Raw genomic sequence first — 23,192 nt, 5'->3', positions numbered from 1 at the left:
TGCGGCCGCATGTGCAAGCTCCCGTAAGAACTCGCAATAATGCCGCGCATGGCATTCCTCGCGATCGACATCGGCAACACCCGCCTCAAGTGGTCCCTCTACGATGCGGCGCGGCCGGGCGCGTCGCTGCTGGCGCACGGTGCCGAGTTTCTCGACCATATCGAGCGGCTGGCCGACGGCCCTTGGGCGGACCTGCCCGCGCCGGCCTCGATGCTCGGTTGCGTGGTGGCCGGCGACACGGTGCGGCGGCGGGCCGAGGAGCAGGTGGTGGAGCGCTTCGACTGTTCCCCGCGCTGGGTGGTTTCGAGCGCCGCCGAAGCCGGCATCGTGAACGGCTATGACCATCCGACGCGCCTGGGCTCCGATCGCTGGGTCGCGATGATCGGCGCGCGCCACCGCATGCTCTCGCAGGGGCCGACGCGTCCGATGGTGGTGGTGATGATCGGCACCGCGGTGACGGTCGAGGGCGTGGATGCGAACGGCAAGTTCCTCGGCGGCCTGATCCTGCCGGGCCACGGCATCATGCTGCGCGCACTCGAATCGGGCACCGCGGGCCTGCACGTGCCGACCGGTGAAGTGCGCGAATTCCCCACCAACACCAGCGATGCGCTGACCAGCGGCGGCACCTATGCGATCGCGGGGGCGGTGGAGCGCATGGTGCAGCACGTGCGCTCGCATTGCGGCGTGGAGCCGGCCTGCTACATGACGGGCGGGGCGGCCTGGAAGATGGCGCCGAGCATGAACGGGGAATTCGAGCTCGTGGATGGGTTGATCATGGACGGATTGCTGGTGATTGCGCAGGAGCGCCTGTTGGCGTCCTAAGAAGCCAGCCCGTCCACCGCCTGGAACATCGCCTGGCGCGCCTGGCTGATGACCTGCCCTCGCCAGGCATCCGTGTCCGTGTAGAAGGTCTCCAGCATCTGCGACCGGATGGCCGCGGCCAGTTCGGCCGGCGCCTCCGGATGCTTGTGGAGCCAGTGATCGGCCCGCAGGGCCTGCGTCACTTCGAGCATGGACAAGGTGCCGTACTCGAGCGCGATCGAGGTGTGCTCGGCCTGCGGGCATTCGTCGTCGAGCGCATAGCACATCAAGCCGGTCAGAAAGGCGGAGGTGGACGAGCCGTCGTACATCGAAGTCACCGGCGCCGCCGCCGTGCCCCACCAGGCATTGGCGCGCGCATAGGCGGCCTTGTCGTCCCTGCCGGCGAAGATGCGCTCGCCGATGCCGCTGGGGCCGAGGCCCGTGTGGAAATCGATCCAGCCGATGCGCCGCGCGCCACCGGCGTGGGTGCGCAGCACTTCGCGCAAGGTCCTGTTGCTCCAGGTCGGCGCGACGCCGCCGTAGAACAAGCCGTCGGCAAACTGGTACTGCCCGCGCGTCACGGCGGCCTGGTAGAAGCCCAGGCCCTCGCGTTCGATGAGACTGCCGATCTCGGCCTGGTTGGCCGGCGTCGGCGGCCATTCGTCCGGCAGCAGCAGCGGATGCAGGCTGGCGTACGCCTCGTTGACGGGCCGCGGCTGCGAGAAGTCGAGGAAGTTGCGGTTCAGGTCCACGTTCTCGTGCGTCACGCGCCGGCTGTACGAGAAGCCGTACGGGTTGAGCGCATGCACGTACAGCACGGCCACGCCCTGGTCGCGCGCCTTTTCGCGCCACTCGGCATCGTGCAGCGCGAAGACCTGCACGCCGCTGCCGCAGTGGCCTTCGACGCCGTGGCAGGCGCTGCTCACGATCAACAGGTTCTCGGCCTTCGCTTCGCCATCCAGCGCCACATCCATCGCGAGCGCTTCGCCGTCGCGCCCCTCGAGCGGATGGGCATGCGAGCGCATGGCCAGCCCCGCGCTCGCGCAACCCTGCAGGAACTTCTGGCGTGCCTGCGCGTAGCGAGGGGAGAAGGCCTCGCCGACGCCGATCATGCGGCCGTCTCTTCAGGCGCCTTCGGCCCCTGGAGGAACTCTTCGGCCAGCCGGACCCAGCAGGTCGCGCCCAGCGGAATCAGATCGTCGTTGAAGTCGTAGCTCGCGTTGTGCAGCATGCAGGGCCCGCCGCCGTGGTGCATGTCGCGGTGGCTGCCGTCGCCGTTGCCGATGAAGGCATAGGCGCCCGGCTTGGCCAGCAGCATGAAGGCGAAGTCCTCGGCCGTCATCGCTGGTTCCTGCACCAGCACGTTGTCCGCGCCGACGATGCCGGCCATCACGCGGCGGGCGAAGTTCGCTTCGTCGGCCGTGTTGATGGTGGGCGGGTAGTTGCGGTGGAAGCGGAACTCGCACTGCGCGTCGTGCGCCGCGCTCACGTGCTCGGCGATCTTCTGCATGCGCGCCTCGATCAGGTCGAGCACCTCCAGCGTGAAGGTGCGCACCGTGCCCTTGAGCTCGCAGCTGTCGGGAATCACGTTGTTGGCTTCGCCCGCATGGATCATCGTGACCGAGATCACGCCCGCGTCGGTGGGCTTCTTGTTTCGCGTGATGATGGTCTGGAAGGCCTGCACCATCTCGCAGGCCACCGGCACCGGGTCGATGCCGGTGTGCGGCAGCGCCGCATGGCCGCCCTTGCCGCGGATGGTGATGGTGAACTCGTTGCTCGAGGCCATGGCCGGCCCGGGGCTCACCGCGAACTGGCCGGCCTTCATGCCCGGCCAGTTGTGCATGCCGAACACGGCTTCCATCGGGAACTGCTCGAACAGCCCTTCCTTGACCATCTCGCGCGCGCCGCCGCCGCCTTCTTCGGCGGGCTGGAAGATCAGGTAGATCGTGCCGTCGAAGTTGCGGTGCTTGGCGAGATGCTGCGCCGCCGCCAGCAGCATCGCGGTGTGGCCGTCGTGGCCGCAGGCGTGCATCTTGCCGGGGTGCTTGCTCGCATGCGCGAAGGTGTTGAGCTCGGTGACCGGCAGCGCATCCATGTCGGCGCGCAGGCCGACGGCGCGTGTGCAGGTGCCGTTCTTGACGATGCCGACCACGCCGGTGGTGCCGAGGCCGCGGTGGATCGGGATGCCCCATTCGGTGAGCTTGGCCGCCACCACGTCGGCGGTGCGCACTTCCTGGAAGCAGAGTTCGGGATGGGCATGCAAGTCACGTCGAACCGCGGCGATGCCGGCCGCCTCGGTGACGAGGGAATCGATGAGTTTCATGGGCACGAGTCTAGGCTTTGCGCAAGAGGCTCGCAAAGACCGTGCCCCCTCATCCGACTCAGCGGCCGGTTTCCTTCAGCCAGCTGCGGCGGGCTGCCAACGCGGTGTCGGTGAAGTCGGTGAAGACGCCGTCGACGCCGAGCCGGTAGTAGGCCAGGTACTCGTTGGCCGCGTCCCCCTTGTAATCCGCTGCCAGCCGGCGCGACTCGTTGCGGAAGGTGAAGGGGTGCACGAACAAGCCGGCCTTGTGCGCGTCGGCCACCAGGCTGGTCGGCGCGGTGGAGGTGGCGTCGGCATCGTTGACCTTGCCGTCGCGGTTGACGTCGACCGGCTTGCCGTCGGCGCCGACGGTGCCCTTGATGCTCACGATGTAGCGCTTCCACGGGCCGATGCCGTCGGCATAGGTCTTGATCTCGGCCAGGCCCGCGGGCGTGACCATGACGTCGAAGTTGCGCTTGTCGCCGGCTTTGGTCCACTCGTAGGGGCGGTCCACCGGCACCGCGTAGGTCATGGCGCCGGTCTTCATGTCGATGCCGTCGCCGTCGATCAGCTGGATCAGCCGGGTCTTCAGGCCCTTGCTCTTCATGTACTTGAGGCTGCCGGGCTCGAAGGACTGCACCAGCACCGGCGCCGTGCGGCTGTTCCAGCCAGCGGCCTCGAGCATGGCGATCAGCTTGTCTTCCATGGGCATGCCCAGGTCGCGGAAGTAGGTCGGGTTCTTGGTCTCGGGATAGATGCCGATGGTGCGGCCGGTCTCGCGCGACTTGGCCTTGGCCAGGTCGATCACTTCCTGGAAGGTCGGCACCTTGTACTGGCCGTTGAACTGCTGCGGCCGCTCGGCATCGGTCGAGATCGCGCCGAGGCGCTTGATCTCGGCCAGCGTGAAGTCGTTGCTGAACCAGCCGGTCTGGGTTTCGCCGTCGACCTGGATGGTCTTCTTGCGCGCCGCGAATTCGGGGCGCTTGGCGACGTCGGTGCTGATCGCGAGGTTGGGGTCGTGGCGCGTGATCAGCACGCCGTCCTTGGTCGACACCAGGTCCATCTCGATCATGTCGGCGCCGAGTTCGATCGCGCGCGCATAGGCTTCCAGCGTTTCCTCGGGCAGCAAGCCCGAGGCGCCGCGGTGCGCCACCACCAGCGGCGGCTGGCCGTCGAGCGTGGGCAGCTTGCCCGACGGGCCGGTGCCCGGCAGGCTGCAGGCGGCCAGGCCGAGGGCGGCGCTTGCGGCCAGTGCGGTCGCCGCGATCTTCGATAGCGTCATGAGCTTCTTCTCCATCCGGTTTGAAAAAAAGCGCAGCCTACTCCCATGCGGTGACAGTTTCCCGGCGGCAGCGGCGGGCTGGCCGGACTTCCGGGACAATCGTCCGCATGTCCCATGTGCTTTCCACCCGCAGCCTCGAATTCGCGCAAACGCTGGTGCGCATGAACACCGTGAGCGCCAACAGCAACCTGGAGCTGATCGACTTCGCGCGCGACCACCTCGCCGGCCTGGGCGTGCGCAGCCGGCTCACCTACAACGCCGACAAGACCAAGGCCAACCTGTTCGCCACGCTGGGCGCCGGCAAGAAGGCCGGCGTCATCGTTTCGGGCCATACCGACACCGTGCCCTGGGACGGCCAGGACTGGAGCGTCGACCCGCTCTCCGCCACCGTGCAGGACTGGCCGCAGGACGGCCATGACGGCGAGGCGGTGCATGCCGAGCCGCGCCTCTATGGCCGCGGGTCGGCCGACATGAAGAGCTTCATCGCGATCACGCTGGCCAATGCCGAGCGCTTCATCGAAAGCGAGTCGCCGTTCGCGGTGCACTTCGCCTTTAGCTACGACGAGGAGGTCGGCTGTTTCGGCGTCAAGGAAATGATCGCCGACATGAAGGACCAGGGCATCAAGCCGCTGGCCTGCATCGTCGGCGAGCCGACCCTGATGGTGCCGGCCATCGCGCACAAGGGCGTCTACCGCTACCGCTGCTGCGTGCGCGGCAAGGAGGCGCATTCCTCGCTCACGCCGCAGTCGGTCAATGCGATCGAGATGGCGGCGCGGGTGGTCGGCAAACTGCGCGACATGGCCGAGGGCTTCGAACGCGACGAACCGCGCTACGCCGGCTTCGACGTGCCCTTCAGCACCGCCAGCGTGGGCCAGTTCCACGGCGGCATCGCCGACAACGTGGTGCCGCGCGACGCCGAGTTCCGCTACGAATTCCGCGACCTGCCCACCGCCGATGCGCAGCAGATGCAGGAGGAGCTCCGCGGCTACGCGAGCCGCATCGAGGCCGGCATGAAGAAGGTCGCGCCCGACGCCGGCTTCATCTTCGAGACCATCTGCGAGATCCCGAGCTTCCTGACCACGGCCGACGATCCGGTCACGCGCCTTGCCCAGCGCCTGGCTAACGAGTCGCGCACCACGCTGGTCGCCTTCGGCACCGAGGCCGGCATCTTCAAGAACGCCGGCATCCCGACCGTGGTGTGCGGCCCCGGCAGCATCAATCAGGCGCACCAGCCCGACGAGTACGTGACGCTGGAGCAGCTGGCGCGCTGCGAGCAGTTCCTGCGGGGGTTGGCAACGACGAAGGAAATCCGCTGAAGCGCATTGCCTTCGGCCTGCTCTGCGCCGCCGCGCTGCTGTACGCGGCGGCGACCGCGCTCGAGGCGCAACACCCTGCCTGGGGGTACGTCGCCGCGTTCGCGGAAGCCGCGATGATCGGCGCGATCGCCGACTGGTTCGCGGTGGTGGCGCTGTTCCGGCATCCGCTGGGCCTGCCGATCCCGCACACCGCAATCATCCCGGCCAACAAGGACCGCATCGGCGCCAAGCTCGCCGGCTTCATCTGCAACAACTTCCTGAGCACGTCGCAGGTGCTGGCCAAGCTGGCGCAGCTCGACCCGGCCGCGCGGCTGGCACACTGGCTTTCGGCGCCCGAGCATGCGGCCAAGCTCGGCGAGCACCTGGTGGCTGCCGCGCGCTACGGGCTCAGCGCTTTCGACGATGCGCGCGTGCGCGACTTCCTCGGCCGCATCGCGACCGCGGGTCTGGCGCAGGTCGACATCTCGCGGCTGGCGGGCCAGGCGCTCGATGCGCTGACCGCAGACGGGCGGCACCAGGCCTTGCTCGACGACGTGCTTGCGCAGGTCGCCGGCGTGGTCGAAGGCGACGAGGTGCAGGAACAGATCACCGAGGCGATCGCGCGCGAGATCAAGGCGCTGCGCTATGTGGGCCTGGACCAGGTCGCCGCCAAGCTGGCCACGCGCAAGATCGTGGCCGCCGTGGCACGCACCATCGCGGAGATGGCGGCCGAGCCCGGGCATCCGCTGCGGCTGCGCTTCGATGTCTTCATGCACGTCTTCATCGCGAAGCTCAAGACCGACCCCGAATTCCATCGCCGCGGCGAGGCCATCCGCGCGGAACTGCAGGCGCATCCTGCGCTGGGCGACTACCTGCATGGCCTGTGGGGCGAGCTGCTGGCCTGGCTGCACGACGACCTGACGAAGACCGATTCGGGCATTCGCCAGCGAATCGTCGCGATGGCAGGTGCGCTGGGCGCGCGCCTTGCGGCCGACGCGGCTATGCGGCGCTGGATCAACGAGCAGATCGTGGACGCGGCGCCGCGCGCGATCGAGCGCTACCGGGAGGACATCCGGCGCTACATCGTCGAACGCGTCGAAGCGTGGAACGCGGACGAGATGACACTCGAGCTCGAACGCCACATCGGGCGGGACCTGCAGTTCATACGGGTGAACGGGACGCTGGTGGGTGGATTGGTGGGATTGATCATTCACGCGCTGACGCAGGTGACGAGGGCTTAGTCTCGCATCGTGAACACGACCGATAGATACGTCACCGGGCCAGCCTCAACGGCCTCGATGCCATGCAACGCTGTGGCATCGAACTGCAGCGAGTCCCCTGGCCCCAGCTTCACCACTCTCGCGCCGTAGCGGTAGGAGACTCGGCCTGAGAGAAGGTGCAGGAACTTCACGCCCGGGTGCTGGAAGGTGACGTAGGGCTCAGCCTCCGGCTGCAGCGTCACCAGATAAGGCTCTACGAACAGGTTGCCGGAGAGCTGATGGCCGAGCAGCTCGTAACGGTAGCCGGCCACAGCACCGACCCGATCCACCAAGATGCCCCGCCCTGCGGGTACGTGCGAGAAATCGGTGCGGCTGGACTGGTCGCTGAAGAAGCGTGAGACGGGCACGCCCAGGCCGGTGGCGATGCGATCCAAGGTTTCGACGGAAGGGGACACGAGACCGCGCTCGATGCGGGAGAGCATGGAGCTCGAAACGCCAGCAGAGGAGGCGAGCTCGCCACCGGAAGCGCCAGAGGCGATCCGTAGGGCGCGTACTTGCTGGCCGATGCGCGTTGCTGAACTGCTGCGCGAAGGTGGGGACACTCGGGGCAAGCGCGCGCGAAGCACTGACGCCGGCAGCCGAAACGGCTGAGCGGTCGGGAACGGCGAGGCAAGTTGCTTTTCGCCCATGTGCTATTCAGCTTCCTTGCTGATCGTGGGGGCCAGGAAGAACATACATCCGCCTAGGACAACCTGAGTTAAAGATAACGTGGTTTTTATTATTTCAAACCCTGACGCTTCTGTCCATGCAGAAGCGGACTACTCAGAGGGGGCGACCGGCTGGTGCGACCACCTTTGAAGTCGCGCCAGCTCGTGCGTTTGGCGCTGTGATCCGCGCGCTACGGCTTGAAGATGGAGTAGCGCAAGAAGCCTTGGCTCATCGAGCAGGCATCGAGCGCTCGCATATGGGGAAGATCGAGCGCGGCGAGCATATGCCGACCCTGGCGTTGATTTTGCGGCTCGCAAGGGCCCTTGGGCGAAGTGCAGGGGAGCTTCTTATGGAGACGGAAGCAAAGCTCGTTGAGAGGCCGCATGCTCCTAGAGCGGAATACTAGTCCGCTGGCGTTGCTTCAAGGCTAGATGCCCACCGCCACAAGGTGGCGGCCTTCCTTCCGGGTACGTTGGTCGAAGTAGGCCGTGCAGAGCCGGAAGGCCGTCCCCCGGATATTTATCCGGTCAGGGCCACGAACTCATCCAGAATCTTCGTCTTCTCCATTGGTGGCGCGCCGCTGTAGCGCGCTCGTAGCGCACGATCAACTGCTTGCGTGTTGCCATGCTGATTCGCCTCGTCACGAAGTACTACTCCCGCCGGACCATCCGGCGAGTAGCAAATTGCGTGAGGCAACGGGTCAGCCCGGGTAGCAAATCCGATGAGTCAATGCGAGCGCTCGAAATAGTTGACGCCAGGCATCCATCGCTCGCTCAAGGCCGAGGTGCTCAATGGGCGCAGCTTCATGGACCTGGCTCAGGCCCAGGACGCCTTCGAGCACTGGCGCAGCGTGTACAACCACGAGCGCCCGCACGAGGCGCTGGGCATGCAAACGCCAGCGGCGCGCTATCAAGTGAGCCCTCGGGCCTTGCCTGCCGCGCTGGCACCGATTGAATATGGACCCAATGACCGAGTGCTGGTGGGCAGGAACGGCTGGGTGTACTTCGAGGGTCGCAAGCTGCGCCTGTCCAGTGCCTTGCACAGGCTGCCTGTGGCGATGCGCCCGGACCCCAAGGCAGATGGCTGCTTCGACACATTCTTCTGTCATCACCGCTTCATGCGGCTGGATCTGCGTAACCCCGCCACTCCATCCTGAGCATTCAAGGTGTTTACTATGTCCCCGCACACCCGTTACCCAGGTCCCCGGTCCGTACAGCGAGACAAGAAAAGTGAGTCGCCCGCCGGGGCGAATTTCCGGCCCCGGCCTCACACAGGCGCAGCGTACAAATCAAGGGCCCGAGTGCCCTCACCCCAACCCTCTCCCAGAGGGAGAGGGAGCCATCAGGTCCGAATTCGCCCATCCCCAGTGATCATCGACAGCTCGACGAACTTCGACGCCACATGGTTACGCGGCGAGAAGGACACCTCGAAGCCGCCGAACTGCTGCCGGTCGATGGATTCCAGTCCCGCGATCAGCCCGTCGCGCGTGAGCTTGCCCGGTGCGCGGCGCAGGCCTTCGGTCAGCACCTTGGCGGCCAGATAGCCTTCCATGCTGGAGAAGTTGGCCTTGGTGGCGCCGCCGCTCTTCTTCACTGCGTCATTGAACTCGCGCGTGATGCCATTCGCGGCGTAGTAGGGCGAGGGCACGACCTGGGTGACGACGACGCCGGCGCCGTCCTTGCCGAGTTCGTCGGCCAGCGCCTGCGTGCCGACGAAAGACACGTTGTAGAAGGTGCCGCCATAGCCGGCCTTGCGCGCCTCGCGGATGAAGGCGGCGCAGGACTTGTAGGCGCTGACCTGGACCACCGCGTCCGGCTTCGCGGCCACGATGGTCTTGACCGCCGCCGCGACGTCGACCGTGTTGCGCTCGACCGTCGCGAGCGCTGCCGGCTTCAGGTCCAGCTGCGACAGCGCGAGCGTCGTGCCGTCGAGACCGGCCTTGCCGTAGGCGTCGTTCTGATAGAAGACCGCGATCTTCTTCAGGCCCAGGTGGGTGAGCTGCTTCACGATCAGAGCGGTCTCGTCGTTGTACGAGGCGCGCAGATGAAACACGTTCCTGTGGAAAGGCTCGCGCAGCGCCATCGCACCGGTGAAGGGCGCAATGAATGGGATCTTCGCGCCCACGGCCAGCGGCAGGGCCGCCAGGCTGGTGGGCGTGCCGATGTAGCCGAACAGCGCGAAGGCCTCCTCGTCGATCAGCTTCCTGGTGTTGGCGACGCAGCGGTCGGGCTCGTAGCCGTCGTCGAGGAACTTGATCTGCACGTCGCGATGGCCCGGCGTCGCGTTGTACTGGTCCAGGAACAGCTTGGCACCCTGGTAGAACTGGATGCCCAGCTGCGCGGCCGGCCCCGAGAAGGGCGCCGACTGCCCGAGCACGATCGGCGTTTCGCTCTGTGCCCGCGCGATATGAAAGCCGCCGAGCGCTGCTGCGCCCGCCGCGACCGAAAAGTGCCTGCGATTGATCATCGTGAAAACCCCTCAGCGCATCCTCGGCGCACAACTTAGACTCGACTGAATACTCGTTGCCTCCGCCCCACCATGACTTCTTCGATCCAGGTGCTCGGCGCCTGTCCGCACGATTGCCCCGACACCTGCGCACTCGTGACCACCGTGCAGGACGGCGTCGCCGTCAAGCTGCAAGGCAACCCGGCGCATCCGCACACGGCCGGCGTGCTCTGCACCAAGGTCTCGCGCTACATCGAACGCAACGACCATGCCGAGCGTCTTGTCCAGCCCTTGAAGCGCATCGGCCCCAAGGGCAGCGGCCGCTTCGAAGCGGTGACATGGGAAGCTGCCCTTGACGACATCGCCGCGCGCTTGAGCGAGTGCAAAAGTAACAATCCGGAAACGATTGTGCCTTACAGCTACGCCGGAACCATGGGTTTGGTGCAGGGCGAATCGATGGACCGTCGTTTTTTTCACAAGCTTGGCGCGTCGCTGCTGGACCGCACCATCTGCTCGACCACAGGCGGTGAAGCTTTAAGTTTTACTTTGGGCGGCAAGGTCGGCATGCGGGTCGAGTTTTTCGCCGAAGCGAAGCTGATCCTGATCTGGGGCAGCAACTCGATCGCGAGCAACCTGCATTTCTGGCGCCACGCGCAAGCCGCCAAGCGCGCCGGCGCGCGGCTGGTGTGCATCGATCCGCGCAAGACCGAGACCGCAGACAAGTGCGACGAGCACGTCGCGTTGCTGCCGGGCACCGACGCGGCGCTGGCCTTGGCGTTGATGCACGAGCTGATCGTCAACGACTGGCTGGACTACGACTACATCGCGCAGCACACCCTGGGCTGGGAGCAGCTTCGCGAGCGCGCCCTGCAATGGCCGCCGGCGCGCGCGGCTGAAGTCTGCGGCGTGCCCGAGGCGCAGATCGTGGCGCTCGCACGCGCCTATGGAACCACCAAGCCGGCGGCGATCCGTCTCAACTACGGCATGCAGCGCGTGCGCGGCGGCGGCAATGCGGCACGCGCCGTCGCCTGCCTGCCCGCGCTGGTTGGCGCCTGGCGGGATCGGGCCGGCGGCCTGCTCCTGAGCAGCTCGGGCCTGTTCCCGGTGGACCGCGCCGCCTTGCAGCGGCCCGACCTGCTGGCCGGCCGGCGCCCGCGCACCATCAACATGAGCGCGATCGGCGATGCGCTGCTCGAAGCCACCAACCCGATCCACGCGCTGGTGGTCTACAACAGCAACCCGGTCGCGGTCGCGCCGGAGTCGGGCAAGGTGGTGGCCGGCTTTGCGCGCGAGGACCTGTTCACGGTGGTGCTCGAGCAGTTCCAGACCGACACCGCCGACTATGCCGACTACGTGCTGCCGGCCACCACGCAGCTCGAGCACTGGGACATCCACACGAGCTACGGCCACACCGACGTGCTGCTCAACCGCCCGGCCGTGGCGCCGCGTGGCGAGGCCCGCAGCAACACCTGGGTGTTCCGCGAACTCGCGCGGCGCATGGGCTTCGACGAGCCCTGCTTCTCGGACGACGACGAGACGCTGTGCCGCAGCGCCTTCGCACCGGGCGCGATCGACTTCGACGAGCTACAGGCGCAGGGCTTCACCAGTCTGAAGCTGCCCGATGCGCCCTTCGCCGCAGGCGCATTCCCCACGCCCTCGGGACGCTGCGAGTTCTTCAGCGAACGGCTGGCCGCGATGGGCCAGGACGGCCTGCCCGACCATGTACCGAACTACGAACCGGCCGGCAGCTCCAAGGAGTTTCCGCTCGCGATGATCTCGCCGCCGGCGCGCAACTTCCTCAATTCGAGCTTCGTCAACGTGAAAAGCCTGCGTGCGATCGAGGGCGAGCCGCTGCTCGAGATCCATGAAGCCGATGCCGCGGCGCGCGGCATCGTCGACGGCGCCACGGTGCGCGTGTTCAACCAGCGCGGCGAGCACCGCTGCCGCGCCGAAGTCTCGCGCCGGGCCCGGCCCGGCGTGGTGCACGGCCTCGGCATCTGGTGGCGCAAGCTCGGGCTCGACGGCACCAACGTCAACCAGCTCACGAGCCAGCGGCTGACCGATATCGGGCGTGGGCCGACCTTCTACGACTGCCTGGTCGAGGTAGCTCCAGATGCCTGAGAGGCACGCGTGAACAGGAAGCGCGCGGTCTTCGCTGCGGCTGCCATGCTGTGCCTGGCCGGCTGCGCCGACCTCGGCTATTACTGGCAGTCGGCCAGCGGCCATCTCGGGCTCATGCGCGCGGCGCGGCCGGTACCCGAATGGTTGCAGGATCCCGGCGCATCCGACGCGCTCAAGGCCAAGCTGGAACTCGCGCAGCGCATCCGCCGCTTCGCCTCCTCCGAGCTCGGCCTGCCCGACAACCCGAGCTACAAGGCGTATGCCGATCTGCACCGCCCGGCCGCGGTCTGGAACGTGGTGGTCGCGCCGCCATATTCGCTCACGCTCAAGACCTGGTGCTTCCCGGTTGCGGGCTGCGTCGGCTATCGCGGCTACTACATCGACACCGATGCCAGGGCCGAAGCGGAGGCCCAGCGCGCGCTGGGCCTGGAGGCGGCCGTCTACCCGGTGCCGGCCTATTCCACGCTGGGCTGGATGAACTGGGCCGGTGGCGATCCGCTGCTCTCCACCTTCATCGGCTACCCGGAAGGCGAGCTGGCGCGCATCGTGTTCCACGAGCTGGCGCACCAGGTGCTCTACGTGCCGGATGACACGATGTTCAACGAGTCCTTCGCGACCGCGGTGGAGCGCATCGGCGGTGCGCGCTGGCTGCAGACCGAGGCCGGCGAGGCGGCGCGGCTCGAGTACGCGCAGTTCGACGGGCGGCGCCAGCAGTTCCGCGCCCTTGCAAACGAGACGCGCCGCGCGCTCGCGGGCATCTATGCCTCGAAGGAGGCGCAGGCCGGCGATTGGCCGGCGGTCGATGCGATGAAGAAGGCGGCCATGGACGACTTCCGCCAGCGCTACGCCGTGCTGCGCACAGGCTGGACCGGCCCGCGCCAGGGCGCCTACGACGGCTGGGTGGCGCGCGCCAACAATGCGATGTTCGGCGCGCAGGCCGCCTACGACGAACTGGTGCCTGCCTTCGAAGCGCTGTTCGAACGCGAGGGCCGGGACTGGCCGCGCTTCTACGCCGCGGTCAAGCGCTTCGCCGCGCTGCCCAAGGCCGGGCGTGCGCAGGCGCTGAAAGCCGCTGCCGTCCCCGCCACGGCGGACACGCACACCCCACAACCCCACAACCACGACAAGGGAGGCCGCGGTGCCTGACATCCACATCGAACGCAGCCACACCCTGGGCATCGAGGCCGCGCGCGCGGTGGCGCGCCAGTGGATGCAGAAGGTCGAGCGCGACTACGGCCTCGCATGCAGCTACGACGAAGGCGAGCGCCGCGATGTCGCCCAGTTCACGCGGCCCGGCATCGACGGCAGCGTCGAAGTCACCGCCGACTGCTTCAGGCTGCGTGCGACGCTCGGCCTTCTGTACGCCAGCTTCAGCGATCAGATCGAGCAGCGCCTGCAGCGCAATCTCGACGAACTGCTGGGCGCGAGCGAGGCGGACGACGACGCCTACAACGATAAAGATTGGTTGTAGGCTCGGGCGCGTTCAGCGCAGCGATTCGATCAGGTCGATGTACTTCTGCTTGGCCTTGTCGGCGCCCAGGCCCTTCTGAGCCGTCCAGGCGTCCCACTTGGCGCGCGCGACGATGTCGCTGAAGCTGGGCTTCTTCTCGGTGTTGTCGCCCTGGGTGGCCTGCTTGAAGAGGCCGTAGATCTTGAGCAGCGTCGGGTTGTCCGGCCGTTCGGCGAGCAGTTTGGAGTTGGCTTGGGCGGCTTCGAACAGGGCGTTCAGATCGGACATGGCGGCAGGCGGGTTGGAACAAGGACGCGCATCTTAAGTGACGCTGTCGTTGATAAAGATCAGTCGGAGAGCCCCGCGCGCGCCAGTTCCACGTCAAGTCGTTCTCGCGCATCGGCCGGCTCCAGGGCGGCCGCTTTCTCATAGAGGCGCGTGGCTTCGGCCATGCGCGAGTCGCCCTCCAGCATCAGAAGACCGCGGGCGTATTCCATCAGCGCGCTGGCCGAATGGGGATTGAGCTGCAGGCCGCGCCCGAACAGCTCGATCGCGGTTTCGGCGCGCACGCCGTAGGTCATGCGGCCCACCAGCATCCCGACCTTGTCGATGACTTCGGCATGGAAGGCGGCGAGTGCGATGTGCGCATCGGCATGGTGCGGCTGCAACTCGATCACGCGCTCGAGCGCGCCCTTGACCTTGGTGCCCAGGCCCTGCGCCAGCGCGCGTGCCACGCTGATGCCCTGGCTGTAGCGCCCCAGCGCATAGGCCTGCCAAAAGAGCGCCTGGCAGTTGTCCGGTTCAGCCCCGACCTGCGCGGTGGCGCGTTCGACCACCTGCCTGAACAAGGCCTGCCGCACGGCTTCGCGCGGTTCCAGGTAGTTGGCATAGATGGCGGTGGCCTGGTTCGCGAGCGCTAGCCCCTCGTGGCCGTGTCGCAGGCCCACGCCGGCGGCACGCTCGAATTCGCCGCTGTGATAGAGCGCCCAGCCCTCGGCCAGCGGTCCGGGCACCGGCGGCTGCAGGCCCTGGCCGACATGCAGCTGCGGCCAGTGGCTGAGCAGGTTGGCCGTGTCGAAGTACGGCGCGTCTCTGTAGGGCAAAAGTGTCCATGGCTCCGTTGCAGGCACCGAGCCGGTCGACAGCAGCGAAAGGGGTTGGATGTCGTGGTGGGGCATGCGATGGAAGGTTGGAATTTCAGACGGTTGCCGTGTGATCTTCGCCCGCGTAAGCGCTGCTCAGTGTCAGCAAATGCCGCCGTTGTTCCGTCGCCAAGTAGGGTGCCAGCAGATGCAACGTGTGGTGGGCGCCGCGCAGCAGGGCGCCCTGGGCGTGCGCCGGCTCCAGCGCTTCGCGCGGGTTGCGCACGTACTCGTAGCTGAGCCAGTAGGTCAGCACCACCACCATGCTCTGAGCCAGCGGGTCGACCTCGCGCATGTCGATGTCGAGGTGGCCGGCGCGGCTCATGCCGGCGAGCAGGGTGCGGATGGCGCGCGCCTTGTTCTTCAGGACCAGCTGGAACTGCGTTTCCAGGTGCCGGTTCTTGCTCAGCAGATCGTTGAGGTCGCGGTAGAGAAAGCGGTAGCGCCAGATCAGCTCGAACAGGCTGTGCATGAAGAACCAGGCATCCTCGACATCGTGCACGCCTTCGCTGGCATGCAGCAGCTCGTTGAGCTCGGTCTCGTAGCCCTCGTAGAGCCGGTTGATCAGCTCGTCCTTGGCAGGGTAGTGGTAGTAGAGATTGCCGGGGCTGATGTTGAGCTCGCCCGCCACCAGCGTGGTCGAGACGTTCGGCTCCCCGAAGCGGTTGAACAGGTCAAGCGCGGCTTCGAGGATGCGTTGTGCAGTGCGGCGTGGCGCTTTCTTGGCCATGTCGTAGCCCTGGTTTTTGTCTCCTGGGGCCACTCTAGCGCAAGTCTGTGCCGGCCGGGGTCGGTGTTCTTCCTGCCCCTCAGGCCCCGCTGCCCGGTTTGTGCCGCCGCGACGGTTTCGCGGCCTCGGGCGGCGTGCGCGCGGCGGTCTTGCGCGTCGCGCCAGTCGCGTTCTTTCGTTTTAACTGAGCCTCGAGCGCCTCTACCCGAGCCTGCAGCGCGGCCACTTCCTGGGCCGAGGGCATGCCGAGCTTTTCGAGGGCGCGCGCCACGCGGTCCTCGAAGATGGTCTCCAGCTTGCCCCAGCCGCCGGCCGCCTTGGTGCCGAACTCGCTCGCAAAGCCCGCCATCCGGGCCTGGGCCTGCGCCAGCGTTTCCTCGGCGGCCTGCTGGGTCTTCTTCTGCACCCCGATGCCATCTTTCACCAGCGCCTCGAAGGCCTTGCTGCCTTCCTGCTGCATCTTGGCGAAGGCGCCCAGGCCGGCGAGCCAGATCTGTTGGGCGGAGTCCTTGATGCGGTCGGTCTTGTCATCGTCTTTGCTGGCCATGGGCATTCCTTGAAGTACGTCGGAAGCACTCTATCCGCGCTTCGGGTTGCCCGGTAGGCACTGGTCTCTAGCAGCGTCTTGAAACATTCCACGATGGGATAATCGCGGCTCGACCGCCACCCGGCGGTTTTTTTCCAACACAACGGGAGACCCCATGATCCTGGTTACCGGCGGCGCCGGCTTCATCGGCGCCAACTTCGTACTTGACTGGATTGCGCAAGCCGACGAAGCCGTCGTCAATCTCGACAAGCTGACCTATGCCGGCAATCTCGAGACCCTGGCCTCGCTCAACGGCAACCCCAAGCATGTGTTCGTGCAGGGCGACATCGGCGACAGCGCCCTGGTCGACCGCCTGCTGGCCGATCACAAGCCGCGCGCCGTGCTCAACTTCGCGGCCGAATCGCATGTGGACCGCTCGATCCATGGCCCTGAAGACTTCGTGCAGACCAATGTGCTCGGCACCTTCCGCCTGCTCGAATCGGTGCGCGGCTACTGGAGCGCATTGCCCGCCGACCAGAAGGCGGCCTTCCGCTTCCTGCACGTCTCGACCGACGAGGTCTACGGCTCGCTGTCGGCGGCCGACCCCGCGTTCACCGAAGAAAACAAGTACGAGCCCAACAGCCCCTACTCGGCCAGCAAGGCCGCCAGTGATCACCTGGTGCGCGCATGGCACCACACCTACGGGCTGCCGGTGCTCACCACCAACTGCTCGAACAACTACGGCCCCTTCCATTTCCCCGAAAAGCTGATCCCGCTGATGATCGTCAACGCGCTCGCCGGCAAACCGCTGCCGGTGTATGGCGACGGCATGCAGGTGCGCGACTGGCTCTACGTCAAGGACCACTGCAGCGCCATCCGCCGCGTGCTCGAGGCCGGCAGGCTCGGCGAGACTTACAACGTCGGCGGCTGGAACGAGAAGCCCAACATCGAGATCGTCAACACCGTGTGCGCGCTGCTCGACGAACTGCGCCCGCGCGCCGACGGCAGGAGCTATCGCGAACAGATCACCTACGTGACCGATCGCCCCGGCCATGACCGCCGCTACGCCATCGATGCGCGCAAGCTGGAGCGCGAGCTGGGCTGGAAACCGGCCGAGACTTTCGACACCGGCATCCGCAAGACGGTTGAGTGGTATCTGGACCATGCCGACTGGGTGCGCAACGTGCAAAGCGGCGCTTACCGCGAGTGGGTGCAGAAGCAGTACGAGGCCGCATGAAGTTACTGCTGCTCGGCAAGACGGGGCAAGTGGGCTGGGAACTGCAGCGCAGTCTGGCCCCGCTCGGAGAACTGGTTGCGCTAAGTTCCGCAAGCACGGACTTGCGCGCAGACCTCCGCCACCCCGAGGAGGTAGCGCAGACGGTGCTGAAGCTGCGGCCCGACGTGATCGTCAATGCTGCAGCGCACACGGCGGTGGACAAGGCCGAGAGCGAACCCGAACTCGCGAGCACCTTGAACGCGACAGCGCCCGGCGCGATCGCGCAGGCCGCGCAGCAGATCGGTGCGCTGATGGTGCATTACTCGACCGACTATGTGTTCGACGGCAGCGGCAGCAAGCCGTGGCAGGAAGACGATGCCACCGGTCCGCTCAGCGTGTACGGGCGCACCAAGCTGGAGGGTGAGCAGCTGATCGCCGCGAATTGCCCGCGTCACCTGATCTTTCGCACCAGCTGGGTCTATGCCGCGCGCGGCGGCAACTTCGCGAAGACCATGCTGCGGCTGGCCAAGGAACGCGAGCGGCTCACTGTCATCGACGACCAATTCGGCGCGCCGACCGGCGCCGAGCTGCTGGCGGACGTGACGGCCCATGCGATCCGCGACACGCTGCGCGATCCGGCCAAGGCCGGGCTCTACCACCTGGTGGCGGGCGGCGAGACCACCTGGCATGGCTATACGCGCTTCGTGCTGGAGCAGGCGCAGGCGGCGGGTGTCGAACTGAAGGCAGGGCCTGCCACCGTCGATCCGGTCCCGACCAGCGCCTTTCCTACGCCCGCCAAGCGGCCGCAAAACTCGCGCATGAGTACCATCAAGCTCCAGTCGAACTTCGGCTTGCAGCTGCCGCCCTGGCAGGCCGGTGTCGCGCGCATGCTGCACGAGACGCTCTGAACCACGACCCAAAGAAAACCATGACGCAACGCAAAGGCATCATCCTCGCCGGCGGTTCCGGCACACGCTTGCATCCGGCCACACTTGCGCTGAGCAAGCAACTGCTGCCGGTGTACGACAAGCCGATGATCTATTACCCGCTGAGCACCTTGATGCTCGGCGGCATGCGTGACATCCTGGTCATCAGCACGCCCCAGGACACGCCGCGCTTCCAGCAGCTGCTGGGCGACGGCAGCCAGTGGGGCATCAACCTGCAGTACGCGGTGCAGCCGAGCCCGGACGGCCTGGCACAGGCTTTCATCATCGGCGACAAGTTCGTGGGCAATGCGCCGAGCGCGCTGGTCTTGGGCGACAACATCTTCTACGGCCACGATTTCGTGCATCTTCTTTCGGATGCGGATGCCAAGCAGGCGGGTGCGACCGTGTTCGCCTATCACGTGCACGACCCGGAACGCTACGGGGTGGTGGCTTTCGATGCCACGGGCAAGGCCAGCAGTATTGAGGAGAAACCCCTCAAGCCCAAGAGCAGCTATGCCGTAACGGGGCTGTACTTCTACGACAACCAGGTCGTCGACATCGCCAAGGCCGTGAAGCCGAGCGCCCGCGGCGAGCTGGAAATCACCGCCGTCAACCAGGCCTACCTGGACCTCGGCAAGCTCAACGTGCAGATCATGCAGCGCGGCTATGCGTGGCTCGATACCGGCACGCACGACAGCCTGCTGGAGGCCGGCCAGTTCATCGCCACCCTCGAACACCGGCAGGGGCTCAAGATCGCCTGCCCCGAAGAAGTGGCATGGCGAAACGGGTACATCAGCACCGAGCAGCTTGCAGCGCTCGCGAAGCCGCTGGAGAAAAGCGGGTACGGCAAGTATCTGAACCACCTGCTGACGGACGAGGTGCGCTCGTGAAGGTCACGCCGACTGCGATTCCCGATGTGCTCGTCATCGAACCCAAGGTGTTCGGCGACGAGCGGGGGTTTTTCTTCGAGAGCTTCAACGGCAAGGCTTTCGACGAAGCCGTCGGGCGCCATGTGGAGTTCGTTCAGGACAACCATTCGCGCTCGGCGAAAGGCGTGCTGCGCGGGCTGCACTACCAGATCCAGCAGCCGCAGGGGAAGCTGGTGCGCGTGGTGCGCGGCGCGGTGTTCGATGTGGCGGTGGACATCCGCAAGTCGTCGCCGACTTTCGGGCAGTGGGTGGGCATGGAGCTCACTGAAGAGAACCACAAGCAGTTGTGGGTGCCCGAAGGCTTTGCGCACGGGTTTCTGGTGGTGAGTGAGTCGGCGGACTTTCTGTACAAGACGACGGATTACTATGCGCCGGCTCACGAACGATGCATCGCCTGGAATGATCCCGACATTGATGTCCGGTGGCCCACCATCGATGCTGAGCTTACGCTTTCGGCAAAGGACCAAGCGGGCTTAACCTTGTCAGAGGCAACCATCTTTGATTGAGGGCGCGAAGCGCTTCAGGCTGGTCCTTATTTCGGGCTCGGTCCAGATCTCGGCGTGATCGTAAGCTTGTGAAGCCCGATGCCGAGCGCTCGCGCGTCCTGACCTATTCCAAGCTGCTGCGGTGAGATTGGTCGGGGCACCTTGATGATCAGGGTATCGGTCGGGCGGGGCAAATCGAAATCGAGGCGAATCGAAGTGTCATCGCCATTTAAGGCCACCGTTTTTGCGATTTTGCCCACTGAGATCTCGAACGGCAGACCGGCATTTGGCCCGAACGCTTGCGCCGCTAGTTCCAACGATAGTCGGAGCGGAAGCGGCTTCTTGAACTGCAGCTTTACTTCGTAGCCATTAGACCAAGTGCCCCAGCTCTCGGGCGCATACAACCCAGATGCCGACCTTAGTTGCGTCAAGGCTGATCGCTTGAAATCGATGATCCAAGCAGGCATCTCGCCAATGATGACCCTGCCGTCCTTCATCGATACCGCAAAGGTCTCTAGAAGGCTCTGCGCCGACTCGGACAGTCGGCGCGGATGGTCAGGATCGACAGGGCCAAACGCGTAGAAGACCGAGCTGCCGCTGGGATGGGTCAACGGGGGCTCACGAAGCTGCGCTTGCAGCTCCGACTCAATTGCCTTCCCGCCATCCGTATAGCCGCGGCGATCCATATAGATTCCCTTGAAGCCGAGGTATCGAGCGATCTCTAGTTGAACAGGAATGGGGCGCTGCGAAAGTGCACGGAAGAAATCATCCCCCTGCCTGCCAGCGATTGCCCCAAAACTCCATTTCAAGTCTCTGGAATGTATGAATCCTAGTGCCAATTCGTAGCTTCCAAGCGTACCGACTGATTCGGATTCAGGAAACTTCATATAAGGCATCTGATATATCGCGCTCCCAGTTGGCAGAGAAGCCTCAATTTTCCGCACATAGTCTCGATCGCTGACATAGTCCATCTGGCGTTTTGATAGCGCGGCTACATTTGGCTTTGGAGTTTGATCCCATAGCCCCAGTGCCAGTATCAGGATGCACAATATCGTTGATACGAGTGGCGAACCCCTGCGCACTGAGTCTAGTCCGTACGCCAAGCCGGTAAGGGCTAGGAAGACCAAGAAGATACTGACACGGTTCCAAGCTCGAATCTGGCTGGACACAAATTGAGCGAAAAGAGATGAAAAACCGCCGATCGTGCAGAGCAACACAATAGAAATGGTGAGAAATGCTAGTAGGCGGATGTGCGATCTCGGTGTGATGGACTGCGAAGGCCGCGACGGTAAGGCGCCAAGAAGCAGCATACAAAGAAATGCAGCACTGGCGACCAACCCAAGGGACGAGCTTGCATTCTCGTTGACTAGGGGAAAGCTGGTGTTGTACCTCCGGCTAGCCGAGGCCACGATCTCTGATCGATGACTGTCTTGAGGCAGAAGCAGTTGAGTAATCTTCAATCCATAGATTTCTGATTCTGCAGGATGACGTGCCGCGACAGCGCTATTTTTTCCATGCTCGGCAAAATAAATGAGATTAGGTGCAATATTAATGAGGGCGCCCAGGGCGAGCATCGCACACGCGACAACACTGTGTTGAAACGGCTTCAAACTCCGTGCTTGGACGCTGCCAAAAATCCCGCAGAGGCCAATGAGAATGGCCCCGAAGAAGGCGTAGTACACGCCAAAAGATGCAAGACAGATGCATAGAATAAGCTGAGCGCCGAATGACCAGTGCTTGATGGATGCAAATGATATAGCATCACTTCTTCTGGCCACCTCCGTGCCTAGCCATACAAATACAGGTATGGTGAAATACCAGCTGTAATAGAGGTGACCAAGCCGGAAAAAATGGAAGTACGTGAACGCAAATAGGATTGCTGCCACTGTTGAACTAGGCTGCGATATGTCGAATTTGCGCAGAACCAAGTATGCGGAAGCGAAGGCAGCGGGAAATCCGAGTATGTAATAGATGTTGAATGTCAAGGCGCTGTCTTTAGACAGCTTGCCGATTGCCCAAAGGAAGAGCAAGCTCCCTCCATCGGAGCCGGGGAAGTCGTAGAGGACCGAACCAAACGGAAAGCCGGCAGCGTTGCTCGTGAAATAACCGTAGCCATCCCAAAGACGTTTGATCAGCAACAAATGGATCATCGCGTCACCGTCTTTGTACAAGAGGGGCAAGGCCCACTTGAACGCGTGACCGCCAAGGCAATAGAGAGCAAACCAAGTCGTTGCAATAGACGCAATCAACACGATAGCCACATCTCGTCCACCAATGCGCATGCGGCGCGCGGTAGAGATCTCCCTATGCATCAGCTCGCTCTTCCATGTTGATCCGATCGCGTTCGACGACCAAAGGCCGCTTCATCACATGCGTGAGGATCGCGCCCACATACTCACCCAGCAGCCCGATGAAGAACAACTGCACAGACGCGAAGAAAAACATGCCGATGAGGATGGGCGCGGTGCCGGCGGAAAACTCCTTCCAAAAAACCAGCTTGAGCACGAGATAGATCAACGAGATGAGCAAGCTGACCCCCGACAGCACGAAACCCGCCATAGTGGCTATACGCAGGGGCACGCGTGAATGCGAGGTGATGCCAAGCATTGCGATGTCGTAGAGCGTGTAGAAGTTGTTCTTCGTGATGCCCCGCTTGCGACGAGGCTGGTTGTACGGAATCTGCACCGGCTCGAAGCCAACTTCCGAGATCAGGCCACGGAGATAGGGATACGGATCGTCAATCTTGCGCAGCTGTTCCAGCACCTTCCGGTCATAGAGCCCGAAGCCGGTAAAGTTCTGAACGAGCTTCACGTCGGCGATGCGTGTGACGGTCCGGTAATACATCCGCCGGATCGCGAACATCAAGCCGGATTCATCCGCGCTGGGCTTAACACCGACGACCAGCTTGGCGCCCTGGAGCCACTCAGCCACGAAGTCCTTCATGAGCTCGGGCGGGTCCTGGAGGTCCGAAACCAGCAGGATCGCAGCATCCCCATGGGCCTGCAGCAGGCCGTAGTAGGGCGAGCGGATGTGGCCGAAGTTGCGCGCGTTCAGAATCACCTTGACCTTGGGATCGGCCGAGGCCATCGCCCGCAGCAGTTCCGGTGTGCGGTCTGACGAGAAGTTGTCGATGAACAGGTGCTCGTACGTCACGCCCTCGATCTCCGCGAACACTGCGCGGGTCTGGCGATAGACCTCTCCGACGTTGTCTTCCTCGTTGTAGCAGGGCGTGACGACGGTGATGTGTTTCATGAAGTTCCAAAAACGAATCGGCGCTGCAGCGCGAACGCGATGAGCGCGAGCGGCAGGATGACGAGGGCGTTGGCCACGTAGACATTGAGCCCGGCCTTCAGCAGCAGCGCGACCGAGGCGACGTTGACGAGATACACCACGGCGTAGACGGCGGCAAAGCGCCAGAGCTGCGACAACGGTGCGCCGCCGAAAACGAGCCGTCCGGTACTCTGGAAGTTGAAGGCCACGCCCAACACCGTTGCCAGGCCGATTGCCAAGGGATACGGCACACCCGCCCAGACGAATGCAGCAAAAAGGACGTAGCCGACGACGGTGTTCACCCCGCCGACGAGCAGGAAGCGAAAGAGCTGCGAACTCAGCAC

General features: G+C 64.8%; 23 protein-coding genes and 1 pseudogene. 12 read left to right on the top strand and 12 right to left on the bottom strand.

Going from position 1 to position 23,192, the window contains the following annotated elements; genetic code table 11:
• Window positions 1-48 precede the first annotated feature (48 nt).
• Window positions 49-822 carry a type III pantothenate kinase gene (locus ACSQ86_RS26010; protein WP_093108502.1) on the top strand — a complete coding sequence of 258 codons (774 nt, stop codon included), beginning with the start codon at window positions 49-51 and terminating at the stop codon, window positions 820-822.
• Here the strand turns inward: ACSQ86_RS26010 and ACSQ86_RS26005 are convergent.
• From ACSQ86_RS26005 to ACSQ86_RS25995, 3 genes are read right to left on the bottom strand one after another with little or no spacing between them, the layout of a single operon-like run.
• Entirely contained in the window at window positions 819-1,913 is a 1,095-nt protein-coding gene (locus ACSQ86_RS26005; RefSeq protein ID WP_436309885.1) for a M14 family metallopeptidase, read from the bottom strand. The two genes, ACSQ86_RS26010 and ACSQ86_RS26005, sit on opposite strands and share 4 nt — an antisense overlap.
• Window positions 1,910-3,124 carry a M20 aminoacylase family protein gene (locus ACSQ86_RS26000; protein ID WP_436309884.1) on the bottom strand — a complete coding sequence of 405 codons (1,215 nt, stop codon included), beginning with the start codon at window positions 3,122-3,124 and terminating at the stop codon, window positions 1,910-1,912. Before ACSQ86_RS26000 ends, ACSQ86_RS26005 begins: the two co-directional genes overlap by 4 nt.
• A gap of 58 nt (window positions 3,125-3,182) precedes the next feature.
• Window positions 3,183-4,385 carry a glycerophosphodiester phosphodiesterase gene (locus ACSQ86_RS25995; protein WP_436309883.1) on the bottom strand — a complete coding sequence of 401 codons (1,203 nt, stop codon included), beginning with the start codon at window positions 4,383-4,385 and terminating at the stop codon, window positions 3,183-3,185.
• Between the two features lie 107 nt (window positions 4,386-4,492).
• Here ACSQ86_RS25995 and argE point away from each other — a divergent pair, with 107 nt between their 5' ends.
• Both argE and ACSQ86_RS25985 read left to right on the top strand, forming a co-directional pair.
• Window positions 4,493-5,701 (top strand): acetylornithine deacetylase, encoded by a 1,209-nt coding sequence (gene argE / locus ACSQ86_RS25990; RefSeq protein WP_436309882.1) that lies wholly within the window; start codon window positions 4,493-4,495, stop codon window positions 5,699-5,701.
• 113 nt (window positions 5,702-5,814) lie between these two features.
• Window positions 5,815-6,921 carry a DUF445 domain-containing protein gene (locus ACSQ86_RS25985; RefSeq protein WP_436309881.1) on the top strand — a complete coding sequence of 369 codons (1,107 nt, stop codon included), beginning with the start codon at window positions 5,815-5,817 and terminating at the stop codon, window positions 6,919-6,921.
• Here ACSQ86_RS25985 and ACSQ86_RS25980 read toward each other — a convergent pair.
• The gene (locus tag ACSQ86_RS25980; protein WP_436310304.1) at window positions 6,918-7,466 is read right to left on the bottom strand and encodes a helix-turn-helix domain-containing protein; all 549 of its coding nucleotides are present in this window, start codon (window positions 7,464-7,466) and stop codon (window positions 6,918-6,920) included. The two genes, ACSQ86_RS25985 and ACSQ86_RS25980, sit on opposite strands and share 4 nt — an antisense overlap.
• 239 nt (window positions 7,467-7,705) lie before the next feature.
• On the opposite strand from ACSQ86_RS25980, the gene ACSQ86_RS25975 reads away from it, so the two are divergent.
• A complete protein-coding gene (locus ACSQ86_RS25975) occupies window positions 7,706-8,014 on the top strand; it encodes a helix-turn-helix domain-containing protein (protein ID WP_126837027.1) in 309 nt (102 codons plus the stop codon).
• Window positions 8,015-8,371: 357 nt separating this feature from the next.
• A pseudogene (locus ACSQ86_RS25970) lies at window positions 8,372-8,764 on the top strand (integrase core domain-containing protein); the annotation flags it as partial.
• A 185-nt stretch (window positions 8,765-8,949) separates the two neighbouring features.
• On the opposite strand, the gene ACSQ86_RS25965 reads toward ACSQ86_RS25970, so the two are convergent.
• A complete protein-coding gene (locus ACSQ86_RS25965) occupies window positions 8,950-10,074 on the bottom strand; it encodes an ABC transporter substrate-binding protein (protein WP_436309880.1) in 1,125 nt (374 codons plus the stop codon).
• Window positions 10,075-10,146: 72 nt separating this feature from the next.
• Between ACSQ86_RS25965 and ACSQ86_RS25960 the strand changes: the two genes are divergently transcribed.
• From ACSQ86_RS25960 to ACSQ86_RS25950, 3 genes are read left to right on the top strand one after another with little or no spacing between them, the layout of a single operon-like run.
• The gene (locus ACSQ86_RS25960) at window positions 10,147-12,174 is read left to right on the top strand and encodes a molybdopterin-containing oxidoreductase family protein (protein WP_436309879.1); all 2,028 of its coding nucleotides are present in this window, start codon (window positions 10,147-10,149) and stop codon (window positions 12,172-12,174) included.
• A 45-nt stretch (window positions 12,175-12,219) separates the two neighbouring features.
• On the top strand, window positions 12,220-13,320 hold the full coding sequence (locus ACSQ86_RS25955) for an aminopeptidase (protein ID WP_436310303.1): 1,101 nt from the start codon (window positions 12,220-12,222) through the stop codon (window positions 13,318-13,320).
• Complete coding sequence (locus tag ACSQ86_RS25950) at window positions 13,313-13,645, top strand: polyhydroxyalkanoic acid system family protein (protein WP_436309878.1); 333 nt, start codon at window positions 13,313-13,315, stop codon at window positions 13,643-13,645. Before ACSQ86_RS25955 ends, ACSQ86_RS25950 begins: the two co-directional genes overlap by 8 nt.
• A 12-nt stretch (window positions 13,646-13,657) precedes the next feature.
• Here the strand turns inward: ACSQ86_RS25950 and ACSQ86_RS25945 are convergent, their stop codons facing one another.
• The 4 genes from ACSQ86_RS25945 to ACSQ86_RS25930 form a co-directional block, all read right to left on the bottom strand.
• Window positions 13,658-13,912, bottom strand: a complete 255-nt coding sequence (locus ACSQ86_RS25945) for an acyl-CoA-binding protein (RefSeq protein WP_436309877.1) — start codon at window positions 13,910-13,912, stop codon at window positions 13,658-13,660.
• Window positions 13,913-13,971: 59 nt separating this feature from the next.
• Window positions 13,972-14,802, bottom strand: coding sequence for a hypothetical protein (locus tag ACSQ86_RS25940; protein WP_436309876.1), 831 nt, complete (start codon window positions 14,800-14,802; stop codon window positions 13,972-13,974).
• A 19-nt stretch (window positions 14,803-14,821) separates the two neighbouring features.
• Entirely contained in the window at window positions 14,822-15,496 is a 675-nt protein-coding gene (locus ACSQ86_RS25935; protein ID WP_436305660.1) for a TetR/AcrR family transcriptional regulator, read from the bottom strand.
• A gap of 79 nt (window positions 15,497-15,575) precedes the next feature.
• Complete coding sequence (locus ACSQ86_RS25930; protein ID WP_436309875.1) at window positions 15,576-16,043, bottom strand: phasin family protein; 468 nt, start codon at window positions 16,041-16,043, stop codon at window positions 15,576-15,578.
• A 154-nt stretch (window positions 16,044-16,197) separates the two neighbouring features.
• Here ACSQ86_RS25930 and rfbB point away from each other — a divergent pair, with 154 nt between their 5' ends.
• Genes rfbB through rfbC form a run of 4 tightly spaced genes read left to right on the top strand, consistent with a single transcriptional unit; the run spans window position 16,198 to window position 19,599 of the window.
• A complete protein-coding gene (gene rfbB, locus ACSQ86_RS25925) occupies window positions 16,198-17,259 on the top strand; it encodes a dTDP-glucose 4,6-dehydratase (RefSeq protein WP_436309874.1) in 1,062 nt (353 codons plus the stop codon).
• Window positions 17,256-18,146 (top strand): dTDP-4-dehydrorhamnose reductase, encoded by an 891-nt coding sequence (gene rfbD / locus ACSQ86_RS25920; RefSeq protein ID WP_436309873.1) that lies wholly within the window; start codon window positions 17,256-17,258, stop codon window positions 18,144-18,146. The genes rfbB and rfbD overlap by 4 nt, the downstream gene beginning before the upstream one ends.
• Window positions 18,147-18,166: 20 nt before the next feature.
• Entirely contained in the window at window positions 18,167-19,054 is an 888-nt protein-coding gene (rfbA, locus tag ACSQ86_RS25915) for a glucose-1-phosphate thymidylyltransferase RfbA (RefSeq protein WP_436309872.1), read from the top strand.
• Window positions 19,051-19,599 (top strand): dTDP-4-dehydrorhamnose 3,5-epimerase, encoded by a 549-nt coding sequence (gene rfbC / locus ACSQ86_RS25910; RefSeq protein ID WP_436309871.1) that lies wholly within the window; start codon window positions 19,051-19,053, stop codon window positions 19,597-19,599. The genes rfbA and rfbC overlap by 4 nt, the downstream gene beginning before the upstream one ends.
• 26 nt (window positions 19,600-19,625) lie before the next feature.
• On the opposite strand, the gene ACSQ86_RS25905 is transcribed toward rfbC, so the two are convergent.
• The 3 genes from ACSQ86_RS25905 to ACSQ86_RS25895 are packed head-to-tail and all read right to left on the bottom strand — an operon-like array spanning window position 19,626 to window position 23,192.
• Window positions 19,626-21,890, bottom strand: coding sequence for a DUF7024 domain-containing protein (locus ACSQ86_RS25905; protein WP_436309870.1), 2,265 nt, complete (start codon window positions 21,888-21,890; stop codon window positions 19,626-19,628).
• Window positions 21,883-22,830: a glycosyltransferase family 2 protein gene (locus ACSQ86_RS25900; RefSeq protein ID WP_436309869.1), complete on the bottom strand. Its 948-nt coding sequence runs from the start codon at window positions 22,828-22,830 to the stop codon at window positions 21,883-21,885. Before ACSQ86_RS25900 ends, ACSQ86_RS25905 begins: the two co-directional genes overlap by 8 nt.
• On the bottom strand, window positions 22,827-23,192 hold the full coding sequence (locus tag ACSQ86_RS25895; RefSeq protein ID WP_436309868.1) for a GtrA family protein: 366 nt from the start codon (window positions 23,190-23,192) through the stop codon (window positions 22,827-22,829). Before ACSQ86_RS25895 ends, ACSQ86_RS25900 begins: the two co-directional genes overlap by 4 nt.

Source organism: Variovorax sp. LjRoot130 (genome assembly GCF_964253755.1).
Taxonomy (GTDB): Bacteria; Pseudomonadota; Gammaproteobacteria; order Burkholderiales; family Burkholderiaceae_C; genus Variovorax.
The sequence above is the reverse complement of the archived record's forward strand: the minus strand, read 5'-3'. Positions and strand labels throughout refer to the sequence as shown.

Bases quoted from the DNA above. Each gene is read 5' to 3' on its own strand.
- ACSQ86_RS25985 (WP_436309881.1), top strand. From the start codon at position 5,815: ATGATCGGCGCGATCGCCGACTGGTTCGCGGTGGTGGCGCTGTTCCGG.
- rfbA (WP_436309872.1), top strand. From the start codon at position 18,167: ATGACGCAACGCAAAGGCATCATCCTCGCCGGCGGTTCCGGCACACGC.
- ACSQ86_RS25905 (WP_436309870.1), bottom strand. From the start codon at position 21,890: ATGCATAGGGAGATCTCTACCGCGCGCCGCATGCGCATTGGTGGACGA.
- ACSQ86_RS25955 (WP_436310303.1), top strand. From the start codon at position 12,220: ATGCTGTGCCTGGCCGGCTGCGCCGACCTCGGCTATTACTGGCAGTCG.
- argE (WP_436309882.1), top strand. From the start codon at position 4,493: ATGTCCCATGTGCTTTCCACCCGCAGCCTCGAATTCGCGCAAACGCTG.
- ACSQ86_RS25900 (WP_436309869.1), bottom strand. From the start codon at position 22,830: ATGAAACACATCACCGTCGTCACGCCCTGCTACAACGAGGAAGACAAC.
- ACSQ86_RS25930 (WP_436309875.1), bottom strand. From the start codon at position 16,043: ATGGCCAGCAAAGACGATGACAAGACCGACCGCATCAAGGACTCCGCC.
- ACSQ86_RS26000 (WP_436309884.1), bottom strand. From the start codon at position 3,124: ATGAAACTCATCGATTCCCTCGTCACCGAGGCGGCCGGCATCGCCGCG.
- rfbD (WP_436309873.1), top strand. From the start codon at position 17,256: ATGAAGTTACTGCTGCTCGGCAAGACGGGGCAAGTGGGCTGGGAACTG.
- ACSQ86_RS25960 (WP_436309879.1), top strand. From the start codon at position 10,147: ATGACTTCTTCGATCCAGGTGCTCGGCGCCTGTCCGCACGATTGCCCC.
- ACSQ86_RS25945 (WP_436309877.1), bottom strand. From the start codon at position 13,912: ATGTCCGATCTGAACGCCCTGTTCGAAGCCGCCCAAGCCAACTCCAAA.
- rfbB (WP_436309874.1), top strand. From the start codon at position 16,198: ATGATCCTGGTTACCGGCGGCGCCGGCTTCATCGGCGCCAACTTCGTA.
- ACSQ86_RS25940 (WP_436309876.1), bottom strand. From the start codon at position 14,802: ATGCCCCACCACGACATCCAACCCCTTTCGCTGCTGTCGACCGGCTCG.
- ACSQ86_RS26005 (WP_436309885.1), bottom strand. From the start codon at position 1,913: ATGATCGGCGTCGGCGAGGCCTTCTCCCCTCGCTACGCGCAGGCACGC.
- ACSQ86_RS25995 (WP_436309883.1), bottom strand. From the start codon at position 4,385: ATGACGCTATCGAAGATCGCGGCGACCGCACTGGCCGCAAGCGCCGCC.
- ACSQ86_RS25965 (WP_436309880.1), bottom strand. From the start codon at position 10,074: ATGATCAATCGCAGGCACTTTTCGGTCGCGGCGGGCGCAGCAGCGCTC.
- ACSQ86_RS25975 (WP_126837027.1), top strand. From the start codon at position 7,706: ATGCAGAAGCGGACTACTCAGAGGGGGCGACCGGCTGGTGCGACCACC.
- ACSQ86_RS26010 (WP_093108502.1), top strand. From the start codon at position 49: ATGGCATTCCTCGCGATCGACATCGGCAACACCCGCCTCAAGTGGTCC.
- ACSQ86_RS25935 (WP_436305660.1), bottom strand. From the start codon at position 15,496: ATGGCCAAGAAAGCGCCACGCCGCACTGCACAACGCATCCTCGAAGCC.